Source organism: Parabacteroides gordonii MS-1 = DSM 23371 (assembly GCF_000969825.1).
GTDB lineage: Bacteria > Bacteroidota > Bacteroidia > Bacteroidales > Tannerellaceae > Parabacteroides > Parabacteroides gordonii.
The window spans coordinates 3889963-3903915 of the sequence record NZ_KQ033919.1 but is presented as its reverse complement, the minus strand read 5'-3'; the positions used below and the strand labels follow the sequence as shown (position 1 = coordinate 3903915).

At 33.6% G+C, this 13953-nt stretch carries 15 protein-coding genes; 6 read left to right on the top strand and 9 right to left on the bottom strand.

The window, feature by feature from the left end; translation table 11 throughout:
- Position 1: 1 nt before the first annotated feature.
- From HMPREF1536_RS14735 to HMPREF1536_RS14715, 5 genes are read right to left on the bottom strand one after another with little or no spacing between them, the layout of a single operon-like run.
- Entirely contained in the window at positions 2-370 is a 369-nt protein-coding gene (locus HMPREF1536_RS14735; protein ID WP_028728741.1) for a hypothetical protein, read from the bottom strand.
- On the bottom strand, positions 351-1589 hold the full coding sequence (locus HMPREF1536_RS14730) for a phage portal protein (RefSeq protein ID WP_028728742.1): 1239 nt from the start codon (positions 1587-1589) through the stop codon (positions 351-353). The genes HMPREF1536_RS14735 and HMPREF1536_RS14730 overlap by 20 nt, the downstream gene beginning before the upstream one ends.
- A gap of 15 nt (positions 1590-1604) precedes the next feature.
- Positions 1605-3215 carry a terminase large subunit gene (locus HMPREF1536_RS14725; RefSeq protein ID WP_028728743.1) on the bottom strand — a complete coding sequence of 537 codons (1611 nt, stop codon included), beginning with the start codon at positions 3213-3215 and terminating at the stop codon, positions 1605-1607.
- Entirely contained in the window at positions 3215-3598 is a 384-nt protein-coding gene (locus HMPREF1536_RS14720; RefSeq protein WP_028728744.1) for a phage terminase small subunit P27 family, read from the bottom strand. The genes HMPREF1536_RS14725 and HMPREF1536_RS14720 overlap by 1 nt, the downstream gene beginning before the upstream one ends.
- 39 nt (positions 3599-3637) lie before the next feature.
- Complete coding sequence (locus tag HMPREF1536_RS14715) at positions 3638-4690, bottom strand: putative phage abortive infection protein (protein WP_028728745.1); 1053 nt, start codon at positions 4688-4690, stop codon at positions 3638-3640.
- A gap of 227 nt (positions 4691-4917) precedes the next feature.
- Here HMPREF1536_RS14715 and HMPREF1536_RS14705 point away from each other — a divergent pair, with 227 nt between their 5' ends.
- The 6 genes from HMPREF1536_RS14705 (at position 4918) to HMPREF1536_RS14685 (ending at position 8476) form a co-directional block, all read left to right on the top strand.
- Positions 4918-5364 (top strand): hypothetical protein, encoded by a 447-nt coding sequence (locus tag HMPREF1536_RS14705; protein ID WP_028728747.1) that lies wholly within the window; start codon positions 4918-4920, stop codon positions 5362-5364.
- On the top strand, positions 5327-5623 hold the full coding sequence (locus HMPREF1536_RS14700; protein ID WP_028728748.1) for an HNH endonuclease: 297 nt from the start codon (positions 5327-5329) through the stop codon (positions 5621-5623). Before HMPREF1536_RS14705 ends, HMPREF1536_RS14700 begins: the two co-directional genes overlap by 38 nt.
- Before the next feature lie 844 nt (positions 5624-6467).
- On the top strand, positions 6468-7109 hold the full coding sequence (locus HMPREF1536_RS14695) for a replication/maintenance protein RepL (RefSeq protein WP_044192816.1): 642 nt from the start codon (positions 6468-6470) through the stop codon (positions 7107-7109).
- A 260-nt stretch (positions 7110-7369) separates the two neighbouring features.
- Entirely contained in the window at positions 7370-7525 is a 156-nt protein-coding gene (locus HMPREF1536_RS27905) for a hypothetical protein (RefSeq protein WP_157395723.1), read from the top strand.
- 99 nt (positions 7526-7624) lie between these two features.
- Positions 7625-8104 carry a hypothetical protein gene (locus tag HMPREF1536_RS14690; RefSeq protein WP_028728750.1) on the top strand — a complete coding sequence of 160 codons (480 nt, stop codon included), beginning with the start codon at positions 7625-7627 and terminating at the stop codon, positions 8102-8104.
- A 9-nt stretch (positions 8105-8113) separates the two neighbouring features.
- Entirely contained in the window at positions 8114-8476 is a 363-nt protein-coding gene (locus tag HMPREF1536_RS14685; protein WP_028728751.1) for a hypothetical protein, read from the top strand.
- A 67-nt stretch (positions 8477-8543) separates the two neighbouring features.
- Here HMPREF1536_RS14685 and HMPREF1536_RS14680 read toward each other — a convergent pair whose 3' ends face one another.
- From HMPREF1536_RS14680 to HMPREF1536_RS14665, 4 genes are all read right to left on the bottom strand, one after another.
- Positions 8544-9329 (bottom strand): DUF4595 domain-containing protein, encoded by a 786-nt coding sequence (locus HMPREF1536_RS14680; protein ID WP_028728752.1) that lies wholly within the window; start codon positions 9327-9329, stop codon positions 8544-8546.
- A gap of 489 nt (positions 9330-9818) precedes the next feature.
- Positions 9819-10232: a hypothetical protein gene (locus HMPREF1536_RS14675; RefSeq protein ID WP_028728753.1), complete on the bottom strand. Its 414-nt coding sequence runs from the start codon at positions 10230-10232 to the stop codon at positions 9819-9821.
- Between the two features lie 163 nt (positions 10233-10395).
- A complete protein-coding gene (locus tag HMPREF1536_RS14670) occupies positions 10396-12207 on the bottom strand; it encodes a reverse transcriptase/maturase family protein (protein WP_046151773.1) in 1812 nt (603 codons plus the stop codon).
- A 524-nt stretch (positions 12208-12731) separates the two neighbouring features.
- Positions 12732-13925, bottom strand: coding sequence for a tyrosine-type recombinase/integrase (locus HMPREF1536_RS14665; RefSeq protein WP_052349864.1), 1194 nt, complete (start codon positions 13923-13925; stop codon positions 12732-12734).
- Positions 13926-13953 lie beyond the last annotated feature (28 nt).

The window sequence follows — 13953 nt, the reverse complement described above, 5'->3', positions numbered from 1 at the left end:
ACTATAGGTACTCATTACAGTTTAGTTTTGATTTTATATATAAATCTGTTTGACCTTTAACTGTTTCATCATAAAAGCCATCTTTAAAATCTGAATTTGCAGTTCTAATAGTATAAACGTAGTTTAATATACCATCATCCAGCTTTTCTAAATCATCTGCATTTAAAGCCATATAATCAGTTATATCACCTTCAATAATATCTGAGTATTCACCAGCCATATAATGACCTTCAATAGAATTACTAGGATTAGTAGTAAAGAATTTAATACTGAACCCATTAGTTGTATTAATTCTATATGGTGTTCCTTCAGCATCTTTTAGTGACAGTTCAATCATTAAATCAGAACCCTTATATACTTTCTGTATCATCTTCACCATTTAAAAGGTTAGTATCTGCATTATCTTTTACTGCATTGTTTAAGGTCTGAACATTCACCTGTACAAATGTATGATCACCATTTTCTATAGCTTCTAAGTCTAAAGCCTTTCTAATTTCATTTGGAGTAATAACCCCGATCTGGAATAAGGTATTATAGTAATTTGCCAGACTAGCCTTATCTGCCCTAAGCAATACAGATGTATCAAAGCGCACATCTATACTATTTCTTTCAGATGGTTTATACAGTTTTCTTTCAAATTCCAGCTCTATCTTTTCTAATAAAGGTGCTAGTGTATCAGTAAGGAATGCCAGTTGTGTGGCTTCTACTGTACTGTAGCTACTTTTACTTAGGTCAAATGCTTTAACTGGTGAAACTCCAAAGAAGCGACAAATGTCTATTACATTAAACTGTCTAGTTTCTAATAGTTGTGCATCAGATGGATTAACTGTTATTGGTTGAAAGTCCATATTACCTTCCAATACGGCTATACCATTAGGTGTTCCTGTAATTGGACTGAATGTGCTTTGCCAACTTTCTCTAATATCCTGCTTCTGCTTTGGTGTTAATGAAGATTGTACTTTAATGATTCCAGCCAAGTTTGCACCACCTTTAAAGAACCCTTCTGCGTGTGCTTCACTATCTGTAGCTAGTCCTAAAGTATTTCTAGCGTGTTGCAGTGTACTGATCCCAGTAATACCATCATAGCTGAAGTTCAGAATATGGATCATATTTACAGGTTCTACCAGTTGCTTAAATCCTACAACATTGTACATTATGTTGTCATTCAAATTAGATACAGTAACTAATTCAGAAGGAATTAATTTCAATGCTACTGCATCCCCTTTATCATCTCTTTCTATATATGCGTAGCCATTACCATCTAAGAGAACACTGGTAATTAATGTTTTCATAAAAGTAAATCGGCTCATCTTTCTGTTTGGTTCTCTATTTAGTAAATAGTAAGAAGGGTGTTCTGTAAACTTCCTTTTGTAACCATCTTTATCAATAAAGTAAGGTTCTAAAGGCAATTGGGCTACAGAATCTCCAATAACATCTACACATCTATAAACTGTAGATAATAGCATAGCTTTATTATTGCTGTAGCTGGAATTGGAATTATATATCAGACTATTCAACCCATAAGGTGAATAAGTCCTTTCTTCTTCTATTACTTGTTTTGGTTTCTTCCAAAAATCAAATAATCCCATAGTTAAGGTTTTATGTTATATCGTATTTGAATAATGTGGTGTAAGTAGATAACCACCTAATGCCTGTATCATAGCAATTACACCATCTATTTTCTTTTTATCCTGCTGTTTTACTGGTTTTACATTACCACAGTAATCAGATTTAAGTACTACATTCCTAAAGCAGTTTCTGGTTATATCGTTATTATCTATTACTGCCTGTCCTGATAGTATAAGCCTTTCCAGTTCTTTAGTAGGTCTATTGAAACTGCCTAGTGTTTGTGGATATTCTTCTAACGGTAATCCCTGTTCTGTACAATTGATAGCCCATTGAGTTGCATTGAATTTATCATAGCTAACTGATACTATATTAACAACTTCTCTAGCTTTTAATATATCACGGGTTATATAGTCATAGTCTGTAACATTCCCAGGCGTAACAGTTAATAGTCCTGCTCGCTTCCATAACTTGTATAATTCTTTATCAGTCTTTTCTTCCAATGCTGATTCTGGTAAATAGTAATGCGTTTTGAAGTAATATTTATCGCCATCAACAAGTAAGAAGGACACAGCAGTTAAGTCGCTGGTAGCACCTAAGTCTACACCTATATAGCAATCTCCAGATAAAGATGAAAAATCAACCACATCACTACATTTCACTATATAGTCTTCTGGAATCCAAACAGTAGCAGAATCACACCAGATATTTAAGGTTTTAGTTTTAACTCCAACTTCATCACTGGGATTATTCTTAGCCTGCTGTACCTGTTCCTTGATATACTTCTTAGTAACTGTTACACCTAAATTTGGAGCACATTTACACCAGTTCTTTTCATCCTGCCAATTATCACTACCATCTAAAGAGTAGATAGCAATAAACATACTATCATCTTCCTTTAAATGGTTCAGCACTTCGATAGCTACAGTTCTAAGTTGGTAACAAGGTAATGATTTATCAAATCCAGCAGTAGTAATAGTACATAGATGTGGATTTTCACGCATTCCCATAGAGGACTTAATAACGTCTCTCACTTTACTATTTGCAGCAGCGTGGTATTCATCCAATAAACCAAAACTGGCATTAAATCCATCTAGCTTGCTATCATCAGCAGCCAGTACTTTCAGTTTTGAATTAGTAAGGCTAAATAGAATATCTGCCCTGTAAGCTGTAAGAAATTTCCCTTTAGGATCTAGCCCTTTACTAAATTTACTGCACATATCAAAAGCAATCTTAGCTTGCTCTTTACTGTTTGCAGCCAGTAATACTTCAGCACCATCTTCGCCATCAGCTATTAAGTAGTACAAACATAGTGCAGCAGCTAAAGCAGTTTTACCCTGTTTTCTACTTACTTCTATATAACTACTTGTATAGCGTCTAGTTCCTGATTCTTTCCAGTACCAGCCTACTATATTAGCTATTATGAACTGCTGCCAGCCTTCTAGTATGAATGATTTACCAGAATGTTTACCTGTATAGTGTCTAAGAGTAGAAATAAACTGAATAGCCCGGTCTACTTTATCTTCTATGAATACCAGATCATCCCTTTGAAGATCGTTCTGGAATCTCTCACAGGCTAGTTTAATATATTCTCCAACTACAATACTTCCATCTAAAACCTTACTACAATAATCGTAGTATAGTTTCATTAGCGTACCTCTTTAGCAGTCTTTACAAATTGTTCTAGTGGTGAATCTTCTTCCTCTTTTTTATCTAGTTTAGGTAGTCTGGTTCTGGCTTTAGCTGTTAAGCCAAATTCCTGCATAATTTTTACAGCCTGTACTTGTGCATCTTTGGCAATAGTTACAGCAGGATGTTTCACTATATTTCCCTGTACATTAGTGATAGTAGCACCTTCGCGCTCGATCTGTTTAGAAGCAGCGATAAACATACTATAGTTTCTGGCTAGCATATCTAGTGCAGCAGTATCTACATTTTCCAATACTCCTGATTCTTCCAATCTTTGCAGTACGTCATTCATATAGTCCTTCGCTTCTTTACATATATCAGAAGGTATTTTATAATTTCCCATAAATAGTTAAGATTTTGGTTATTTCTATATTGGAACCAGCTATTTGTCAGACTTTTTACTTACATCTTTCTTGTATTCATTAAGTATATTTTTAATAAGTATACTAGGCTCTACACCTCCTTCTTTAGCGAATTTCAATATTTTCATATCTTCCTCATATAGATCTTTAAATACTGCAAAATCTTCTAGTAATTCTACCATCTTAATACCAGATCGACTACTAACAGCATTAAAGACCCCCAATGCTAGTTCATATCTGGATAGCTGTGCTCTGAATAATTCTTTGTAGTTCTTCTGATCAGAGAAGTTATTAATAGTATCCATTACATAGTACATATTACGGAAGTAGTGCCCTAATATGTGTCCATATTCTTTATACATAATATCTGCTACAAACTTTATAACTTCGTATAAATAAGAAAAATCTTCTTCCTGCACTTTTCGAGAAATTATTGGTTGAATATTAAAGGCAAAATTCTTAGGCATATATATGCAATCATAAAGAAGTTCCGATTTTACTTTTTTCTTAAAATCATCAAAGTTTTTTACACTATAATCAAATTTACATTTAGGGAAATGAGTTGAAAATAATTTTTTATAACCGCCACGTAATTCATCATTTATATCCTCCGTATCCTTTATATTTATAAGTTCTTTGATTAAAATATAAATACTTAAATAATCACTAGCTTTAGCATAATAGGACTTAAATGCTTCTGAAGCTCTATCATCTTTAAAAACAACAGAATCTACTTTCTTAGTGTGTAATCCCAATAATTGAAAGAAAATAGTTCGTTCATTATCAATTCTCGATCTATTTTCAGCATCAATCTCTTGTTCTCTATTCTTCCTTTCTGCATCTTCTGCTCTTAGCTCTGACAAATGAGAAGTATATAAAACAGCTCCAAAAGCTAAAAAGCCAGTTATTGAACTAAAATAACATCCAAAAGCACTCCATTTATCAGACTCACTGGATAACCCATTATTGAACTTTGTTATATATAATATAAACATTATTAAACATATAGTAAAAACTACTATTGCACATATAAGTAAAGGATGTTTACCAAAGTATTTATACACTTTTTTCATAATACATTTGTTTTATTAGTTAGTTTTTTGTATCTTTATATATTGTAAATCAATTACCCCAATGAAACCAACCTCAAAATCTACACGCGTTACTGTGAGATTGGATGAAGAACTAGACCTTAACCTATCAATTCTCCAACAAGCGACTTCCACAGACAAATCTAAGATAATTAGAATGATTTTAAAAGATTTTTTTGATAATAATGAAGAACTACTAAACAAATACTATGAAAGAGCTAAGACTAGATAGAGAAACACTGCTACAATACATTTATGACTATGGTATAGATCGAACAAGTAAGATACTACAGATAAAGCTAGAAGATATAGAAGCCATCATTAACCCTTCACCAGAAACTTACAGCGAACACAAATTTAATTATCCTGCTTTAGAAACTAGTGCAGTAGTAGCAAAGGTAATAGCTAACAACTATGAACGTTTAAGAGCTAAATATGTGGGTAATACTACCTATCTGGAATTATCCCAGACAGATGAAGATATATTTCATAACACCTTACTCAAAGTTATATCAGAAGGAATAGAAGATAGTATATTAGATCATATAGAATATAGAATTAAGATGTTACGCTACCAAACTAAGATGGATCACAAACAACTGAAAAAACTATTCACAAATGCCATACCTACAGAAACCTGCCAAACAGAAGAATAGACAGATAAATAGAGAGGATAGAAGGAAGATATATGATACTAGCCAATGGCGTAAACTTAGATCTGCATATTTACAGCAGCATCCACTTTGCCAACTCTGCCAGCAAGAAGGTAAAATAGTTCCTGCTGTAGATATTCATCACATCATTAGCTTTATGTCTACTAATGACCATCTAAAGAGATTAGCATTAGCATATAATCCAGATAATCTAATGTCCCTCTGTAAAGAATGTCACCAGAAGGTACATAATCAGCCTTAAAGATAAAAATTTTGATTATCAATAAATTATCTAGTTTATGAGTATCTAAAGTCCATAAATTAGGTAGTTGGGGGATTTTTCGAGGCTGGGTATATAAAAGTAAAATCTTCTAAAAATCCCCCAGCTTCCAAAAAACCGAATTATTTTGGCTATATTCTCTTTACCTGTAGATTGCGAAAAGCCAGCCTACCATAATTTTGACTTCAGATATATACCAGTTTAAAGTTTTAAGAATCAGATGATTATATTTTGCAGATCAGTAAAACTTCCGTATCTTTACAGTATGAAAATTAAGGGATAGCAACCTTTATAATTGTAACGAAATTTGCTGCTGTAGTAATAAAACTTGTGCCAGAGATAATATTACTACGAAAATAAAGCCAGATCAACTGGTTTTATTTTTATATCCAGTGTCCGCTATGCACTTAGTGGTAAAATCAAATTTTATAGGCACTTCTAGTAGTGTCCGCTATAATCAAAGTCCGCGTCCGTCTCAGTCAAAATCCGCGTCCGCCTGTACCATAATATACTAATACCTATATAACTAATACCTACTAGACTAATACGCTACTTACGTTTTTGCCTTCTGCGAAGGCTCAAACGATCCTAAATTTTTCAACTTTAGATCAATATTACTTTTAAACATCTCCAAGTAAAGTGAGAAATATAAATTCATTACAACTATGTTAATACACAAACCAACTGGAAAAAAGTTCATTAATAGAAAAGAAGCCAAAATGTTTTTTGGGACTACCAGATTTAATAGATTATATAGAGAAAAGCAGTTCATTTTAGAAAAAAATGGAGATAATAAATAATCACAATTCAAATTCATTTGCTAACTATGAATTACAGAAGAATAACAGAAATGATCGGTAAATATCTAAATTTAACAGAAGCATATACTTACTTTTGTCTAGCAATAAAATCAGATAGAGAATCTTTATTCTCTAAAATAAAACAAGAGACTTTAGCTAATTATATTTCAGATAATGGATATACAGATAAAGATATAATTTCAGTATGGACTGTAAGAGATCATTTGAAAAAGTTTAAAGATTGTGGTCTGATTACCAAAGAAACTAAAACTACAGTTAATGGAACACAAGTTACTAAACAGAATACATACCAGCTAACAGATGAACATTATGTATTAATAGATGAAGCCATAGTAAAAGAACCTATATCAAATGAATTGAAGGGTTTCCTGATACTTTTGAAGACTAGGTGTATAAACTCTACCAACTTGTGTAAGTACTCCATTAGAGAGCTTGCTGATACTCTAGCAGTCGGAAAATCTACAGTAGGCAAATACTTAAAACAAGCAGAAGAAGCAGGATATATCAAAAGAGATTCTAATGGTATTACTTTATTGAACGATAATATCTTCATCATAACCAGAGAAACACAGATAGCAACTATGAAACGTATTTATGAAGAAGCTATTACAGATGAAGATTATGCAGCAGATAAATTTCTAAGTTAAACAAGTTCTAAAACGTATTGTTCAGATTATCAACAATTTACTTGTTTTCATCTTAAAAAAGTAGTAAATTTGTATTATAGAAATATGAGATAAACAACTGATAACCAAATCATATAAAACACATCGAATGACAATATTTGTTATACTCTGCATCCTAGTAGCTGCTATTCTAGCTGTATTACTTATCAAATCCGTGGTAAATGAGATCAAAATACATATAACCAAAGAAACTAATCGTATTATTCAACATATAAACAACAATGGAATCAGTAACACTATCTGTTAAAACAGTACAATCAATCCTTAACTATCTGGCAATTCAGCCATATAATGAAGTAGCCAGCTTAATAAATGCTATCCAGATGGAAGTAGTAACAAAAGAAGATCTACCAAGTAAAGAAGATGCTATAGAATAAAACCTACTAGCCTGTATGTTAATGATAAGGCTAATGTAAATGATAGTGTAATAAGCTACTACTTGTAGCTTTAACAGGCTGGTGAAATAAACCAGCGATATGACAAACAACCAAGACGGATATCAAATAAAAGAGAATGAAGGAAGAAAGCTATTAGAAAGCCTACTTATTCAGACAAAGAATGCTAGTAATTGGCGACCAACTACAGGTAAATATGACCACGTAGATGGATTCTTTAATTTAAACGATAAAAAGATAGTAGTAGAAATAAAGACCAGATCAGCTAAATATGCTGATTATTCTACACATTTAATGGAATTAGATAAATATATGAACCTTACCAAAGCTATGATAGATAATAAATGTTTTACTGGATTCTATGCCTGCTTCTTTGAAAATATTCTTTATTTGTATGATCTTAGAAATATGAATACCATAAATTGCAGAGTAATAGAAAAGTATGTAAATTGTACCACTGTTGAAGATAAAGGAAAAAGAATGAAGAAGTTTCTGGATATTCCTATTAAACTAGCAAAGGTGTTCAGAAAAGATAATGATAAATGGAAGAAAGTAAATTAAATAAATAATATGAAGAAAATAATATTCACATTGGCTATCTTAGCAACTATGCTAACAAGCTGTAATACCCCACCTTATGAAAGAGCTATTACTAATCATTACAGAACTACAAAATTTACAGCAGGTTTGACTCCAATCAAAGATTATAAGCCTATTAGTGTTGGTGAATTAAAACCATTTATCCATCAAAAAGGTTACTATTTTAAGATCCAGCCAGATTATTATACAGTTCATACTTATGAATGTACTTTAAGGCTTACAGCTATATTTAAGTCAATAGAGAATTATACACAAACTGATACAGTTTACTTGCATAAAAAGCCAGAAGGTACTTATGAAGTATGCGATAGATACACTCTGAATCAAAGATAAAAAGAAGCCCTGCTAATTCACACTAGCAGGGCTATTTTAGTTGACAAATCTTTATCTCATAGAAAGACTATCTTACTTCTTCGTAGGTGTACGTTTCCGTCCAATCAACTTCTCCGTTTAGATAGATAATAGCTTTAGTAACATAACCATCTTTATCTATTTCATAATTAAATGTATAAATTTCATTTTCATTAGACCTCTTTGCTTCTTTAGGTAGATACTTAGGTGCGTTACCCAGTAATGAAGCATACTGTAAACGACTATATTCAGTAGCTAAAACATCATCCGCATAGGCAAGGAAAATTCCACCTAAATTAGGTATATCGGTATATGTAATTCCTTTATCAAATACATTGTTTCCAGTCATTAACCCTTCACCGTTAAAGATGTATTTATCATCAACATCTGTTTTTCCTTTATATACTAAAGTCGCAGAAGTCAAGTAATTACCAGAATAGATAAAACTCCAAATACCACTATCAGTTTCTTCACCTTTTACAATAAATCCATCGTTGTTCAATGTGTAATTAGTTGTTTTTGTGAAATTACCTTCATCAGTGTTTTTAATATCCAGACTTTCTTTAACAGCATTACCAGTATAAGTATAATTGGAAGTCCAAGACATTTCATAACCAACCCTTTTATATGTTTCAGTTGTTTTAGAAACTTTACCATCTAAACGTTCAATATCCAGTGAACCTTTGCCACTATTGTCCTGATAGTTAATAGTAGTCAATCTCTTAACTGCTTTTTCTGGATCAGTGCCACCATTATCGTCATCATCACTACAAGAAATAAAATTAAAACACAAAGCCATCATCAAGACAGCTGAATACAATCTGTAAGTTTTCATATTAATAAAAGTTATGTCACCTGTTCCCTCCCCCAAATGACTATTATAAAAAAAAAGAAGCGTGAGGAACTGTAAACTAATATCCTATTCTGAGGCTCTGGTAAGCCCTTATAAGTAGATATAGTCAACAGCCCTCACGCCTATAACAATAGACGTGAAGCACCTGTTGCTATTATCCTACTTATAATTGAATTTACCAGATTCCAGAATAAGGATAATAACTTAACGCTTCGTTTATTTACTAATTATGTCCCTTCTAAGAGGTTCAACGCTTTGAGCTTTAGAAGTTGGTGCAAATGTAAGTAAAGTTTCTAATACAGCAAAGCCCACCAGCCTAAACTAGTGGGCTTTTTTACTATGTTTGTTGCATTATCTTAAAAGCCTTATTTATCAAATGTTCTGATTGATTGTATATTCCCGTTATATCCACCCAATCAGTTTGACTATATTATGGCAATGTCATAATTTGAACAATTTAGTTATTTGTGTTTATGTAAATTGTTGATCCCCTATTTTAGCTATAAGACCTAATGACAGTAATTTAATTAATATCTTCTTTACTTTTAAAGATGGCAATCCTACACTAAACCTTTCACTTGTTTTATTTACAAATTCTATTTCCTCTTTAGATAATATGGACTTATCAAAAGTATTTAATAGCTCCATATCTATTTCATAGACTGCATTACTAATACTATAATCTATTCTATCCTGCTTGATTATTATTTCTTTATTTGTTTCCTGCTTATCTGCATTAAATAAACTATCTCCAATTTTATTAGATATGGCTTTCTTTATCTTATTTGATTTGTCCTTATCATTTAGATGTTCATATACTTCATCTATCATAGTAGTATCATTGTGACCAGTTGCTATTATGATAGTATCTTTAGGAACATCCATACGACACATAATAGTAATAAATGTATGTCTAGCTGTATGTGTATGTATTAATTCATATGTAGGCTAAGCACCCAGCGCCTTGTCATATTTCTATGGTAGGTTTCCAAATGCTCGCCCCCGAACCGGACTTACACCTCTCAGCGTATCCGGCTCTCCACTAATTTTAGTCTATCTTTCCGTCATGTATCTTTTTGTGACAACTCCTGCACACGGCAATCGTTTTGCGTTTGCGGGCAATCATGTGTCGTTCCCAGCTTTCCTTACCCTGCAAGTTCTTTAGTTTCCTTACATGGTGCATAACAAGGTCGTCTGTCGCTCCACATAATTCACACTCATGGGCTTTCAGCCTTTCAACAAGACTTGTCCGCCCCGCAGTATAAATTGTTCGTGGCATGGTGTCACATTCCGATTTATAGGTGGGCTTCTTGCGTTTGAAGCCACCGTCGTAAAAGTATCTTTCCTTTACACCTGTTTTAGTCATGTGCTTTATGATAAACCTACCGTTCTTACGATATTTCTTGTTTACCTTGCGTGTGCGGCACTTATATTTGCCTGCAAACGTTTTGTACATGCTGTATTCCATGATGTACTTGAAATTATTCAAGGCATGGGCACAGTTGTTGGCTATGGAGTAGTAATTATAGAAACCCACGATTTCCCGATTATAGCTATCAAGGATTTCAAGGTCGTCATTGAATATCAGTCCCGATTTACATTTCGGTTTCCATATTTCCTTTCCGTTACGGTTTGTCATTTCCAAGACTCCCCAATCGAACAGTTTTTTACGGACAGTTTCCATACTGACATTCAAGCAGACCCTTTTACCATAGGTTCTTCTTAATCTACCCCGTTTATCACGTCTTTGGTCGTTGGACTTTCTTACAGTAATTTCATATCCGAGAAACTTGGCAGGTCTTTCGGTATGGGTGACAAGTGTCTTTTCATCAGACAGTTCCAATGCCAGTTTATCAGCAAGGAAGTTTTTAATATCTCCCTTTATCTGTTGCGCATCTTGCTTACTTCCGATAATTCCCACGAGAAAATCATCTGCATATCTCGCATATTTCATTCTCCTGTAATCGGCATCCATTTCTTCGCCATTGGGATATTTAGCCCGTCCTTGTTCTATTGCTTTCAGTTCAAGGATTAGCTTTACCCTTTGCCTTTCGTCTTTTACGGACTTCAATCTTCGCACAATACGTTTTCTTGCATTGCCGAAGTCCAAACTTTCTCTACTGAATTTTCGTTTCTTCCCTTTATCGAATTTGGCTATGTATTCCTTTATATACTTATCCAGCTTGTCAAGGTATATATTAGCCAATATCGGGCTGATGATACCCCCTTGCGGTGTGCCACTGTAAGTATTGTGGAATTGCCATTCTTCGATATATCCCGCTTTCAAAAACTTGCGTACTAAGCGTATGAAGCGTTCGTCCGCAATGCGCTCCTTGAGTATGTTTATTAATACATCATGGCTTATATTATCAAAGAAACCTTTTATATCTCCCTCTACAAACCACTTTGCACCGCTAAACTCCTTTTGGATGTGAGTTAATGCAGTATGGCAGCTTCGATTGGGTCGAAACCCATGCGAGGTGTATTCAAAATTTCCCTCGTATATGGCTTCCAATACCATTCTTACTACTTCTTGTATTAACTTGTCATTGAAAGTCGGTACGCCAAGAGGTCTTTTCTTACCGTTTTTCTTCGGTATGTACACCCTCTTTGACGGTTGGGGCTGGTACGTTTCATCTTTTAACGTATCAATCAACTTTTCAATTCGTTTCAGGCTCATGTTGTCAATGGTCTGACCGTCCGAACCTTTAGTCATGTTGCCCTCTTTGGCGTAGATGTGCTGATAGGCAACATAGAACATTTCCTCATTGAACAAAATTCTGTAAAGACGTTCAAACTTGTAGCTTACATCCTTACTGTGTTCTGATAGACTGTTTAATACTCTTTCTGGACTTCTCATAATGTCTCTCACATTTTCCGTTAATTGTATTAATAATTAGCTGCTTCCCTTCGCCATGTACAAGGCGTTACCTTGCTCGGACTACTATGGAAGCTCCGTTACCACTCCGAATTTTCATAGGTCAAACCTAATAGCCTTTCGGCACTTCGGGATAGGTAATCCCCGTTTATTACATCGTAACTGTTGGCATGATAGATTGTCGGATACGACTTCCGTCCTTCACTCGCTTACTGCGGTTGTGTCGTGATAAGTTCTTGCTACATTCATACCTATACACTGAAGTAGTATCACGATATGGCGATTGATAGTTACCTTACGCCATAGCCTAAAGGGGAACCACTCGGACTATCGTTTAATCAATTCGGACTTTATCCTCATATCTATCTTTTCATCTCGCCATTCAGTCGCAGTTTGGTAACTAACTGACTTATGACTTTTCCGACATGCTACACTCCCTGCTCGGTTAAGTTTTCCCGAAAACAGATAAGTCGGCTGATGATAGGTTATTTTCAAAGAACACTTTCCTAATCTCTTGCCAAAGAGATGTTTACGATGCAACCTTTACGGGCGCACAAAGGTGCTTTAAGTATTCCTACATTAGCTCCCTTTTGTTCTTGATATTCTATTTCTTCATTAAGTCCAACATCTTTACATATTGCTTTTATAGCCCTATTATATGTTGGTGAACCTTTTCTTTCTAATATTTCTGGATATTTTAAACCATCTTTATATTTAGCTAATATCTCTTTAGCTTCATCAAATAATGGTATAATAGCCAGTTCACCTGTTTTCTGTTGTATAATGGAGATAGTATTATGTTCAGTATCTAATTCATATTCTCCATTTAAGAACTTTGACATATCAGATATGCGTTGACCTACTAGACACTGTAATACAAACATATCTTTTATTTCAGTTTCTTTAGTAGCGTTTCTTCCTTTAAGAGTATAGTTATATATATCTTTTACTTGTTCTATTGTCAAAGCTACTTTCTTTTCATTCCTCTTAGTCTTATTAGTTTTATCTTTTATAACGTCAAAGCTATCTATGTTACTATCAGACCATTTAAAAGGAATATCCGCACGTTTATTTGCCAACCTTAATAAGGTTTGAATATGAGCAAAATAATTTCTTATTGTATTAGGACTTTTATTCTCTGATATTAAATAATTCTGGAACTTATTCAATGTATCACAATTCATATTATCCCAACTATCAGATATTTTATTTTCTTTAAGAAACGAAGCGAGCCTCTTAATTGCCCTAGTTTGTTCTGTTTTACTACTATCTTCAATATCTATTCGTTCTACAATAATATGTTGCATTCTTGTTGTAGCTGATATATCCTGTGTTTTTATCATACGTCTACTAGTGTTATCTTTATAAATTCTACCCTTTAGTATTTCAAGGCAACTATCCAGCTTATCGGGATTGTCACAAAGGTACTTCTTGTATTCAGAAAAATAAGCTTTCAGTTCATTTATTTTATTATTTGCAATCTCGTTGTTTCTGTTGTCCAGTTCTGATAAACGGAAACTTATATATGCTTCCTGTTTACTCTTATTCCAGTGTTCTGGGTACACTTTTATGCCAGTAGATAACTTTACTTGCTTACCTTGTACTCTGCATACCAGATATACATTTGTTGGTTTATTTGCTTTCGGCTTACGTAAATTAAACGTTGCCGACATTTCATTAATAAATATCTGCTGTCCCATCGTTGTTCTTTAATTTCGTTCTTTGACT

Excerpts from the sequence above, each read along its gene's own strand:
- HMPREF1536_RS14675 (WP_028728753.1), bottom strand. The coding sequence starts at position 10,232 with ATGGATGTTCCTAAAGATACTATCATAATAGCAACTGGTCACAATGAT.
- HMPREF1536_RS14730 (WP_028728742.1), bottom strand. The coding sequence starts at position 1,589 with ATGGGATTATTTGATTTTTGGAAGAAACCAAAACAAGTAATAGAAGAA.
- HMPREF1536_RS14700 (WP_028728748.1), top strand. The coding sequence starts at position 5,327 with ATGCCATACCTACAGAAACCTGCCAAACAGAAGAATAGACAGATAAAT.
- HMPREF1536_RS27905 (WP_157395723.1), top strand. The coding sequence starts at position 7,370 with ATGGAATCAGTAACACTATCTGTTAAAACAGTACAATCAATCCTTAAC.
- HMPREF1536_RS14680 (WP_028728752.1), bottom strand. The coding sequence starts at position 9,329 with ATGAAAACTTACAGATTGTATTCAGCTGTCTTGATGATGGCTTTGTGT.
- HMPREF1536_RS14735 (WP_028728741.1), bottom strand. The coding sequence starts at position 370 with ATGATACAGAAAGTATATAAGGGTTCTGATTTAATGATTGAACTGTCA.
- HMPREF1536_RS14685 (WP_028728751.1), top strand. The coding sequence starts at position 8,114 with ATGAAGAAAATAATATTCACATTGGCTATCTTAGCAACTATGCTAACA.
- HMPREF1536_RS14715 (WP_028728745.1), bottom strand. The coding sequence starts at position 4,690 with ATGAAAAAAGTGTATAAATACTTTGGTAAACATCCTTTACTTATATGT.
- HMPREF1536_RS14665 (WP_052349864.1), bottom strand. The coding sequence starts at position 13,925 with ATGGGACAGCAGATATTTATTAATGAAATGTCGGCAACGTTTAATTTA.
- HMPREF1536_RS14670 (WP_046151773.1), bottom strand. The coding sequence starts at position 12,207 with ATGAGAAGTCCAGAAAGAGTATTAAACAGTCTATCAGAACACAGTAAG.
- HMPREF1536_RS14690 (WP_028728750.1), top strand. The coding sequence starts at position 7,625 with ATGACAAACAACCAAGACGGATATCAAATAAAAGAGAATGAAGGAAGA.
- HMPREF1536_RS14725 (WP_028728743.1), bottom strand. The coding sequence starts at position 3,215 with ATGAAACTATACTACGATTATTGTAGTAAGGTTTTAGATGGAAGTATT.
- HMPREF1536_RS14695 (WP_044192816.1), top strand. The coding sequence starts at position 6,468 with ATGAATTACAGAAGAATAACAGAAATGATCGGTAAATATCTAAATTTA.
- HMPREF1536_RS14705 (WP_028728747.1), top strand. The coding sequence starts at position 4,918 with ATGAAAGAGCTAAGACTAGATAGAGAAACACTGCTACAATACATTTAT.
- HMPREF1536_RS14720 (WP_028728744.1), bottom strand. The coding sequence starts at position 3,598 with ATGGGAAATTATAAAATACCTTCTGATATATGTAAAGAAGCGAAGGAC.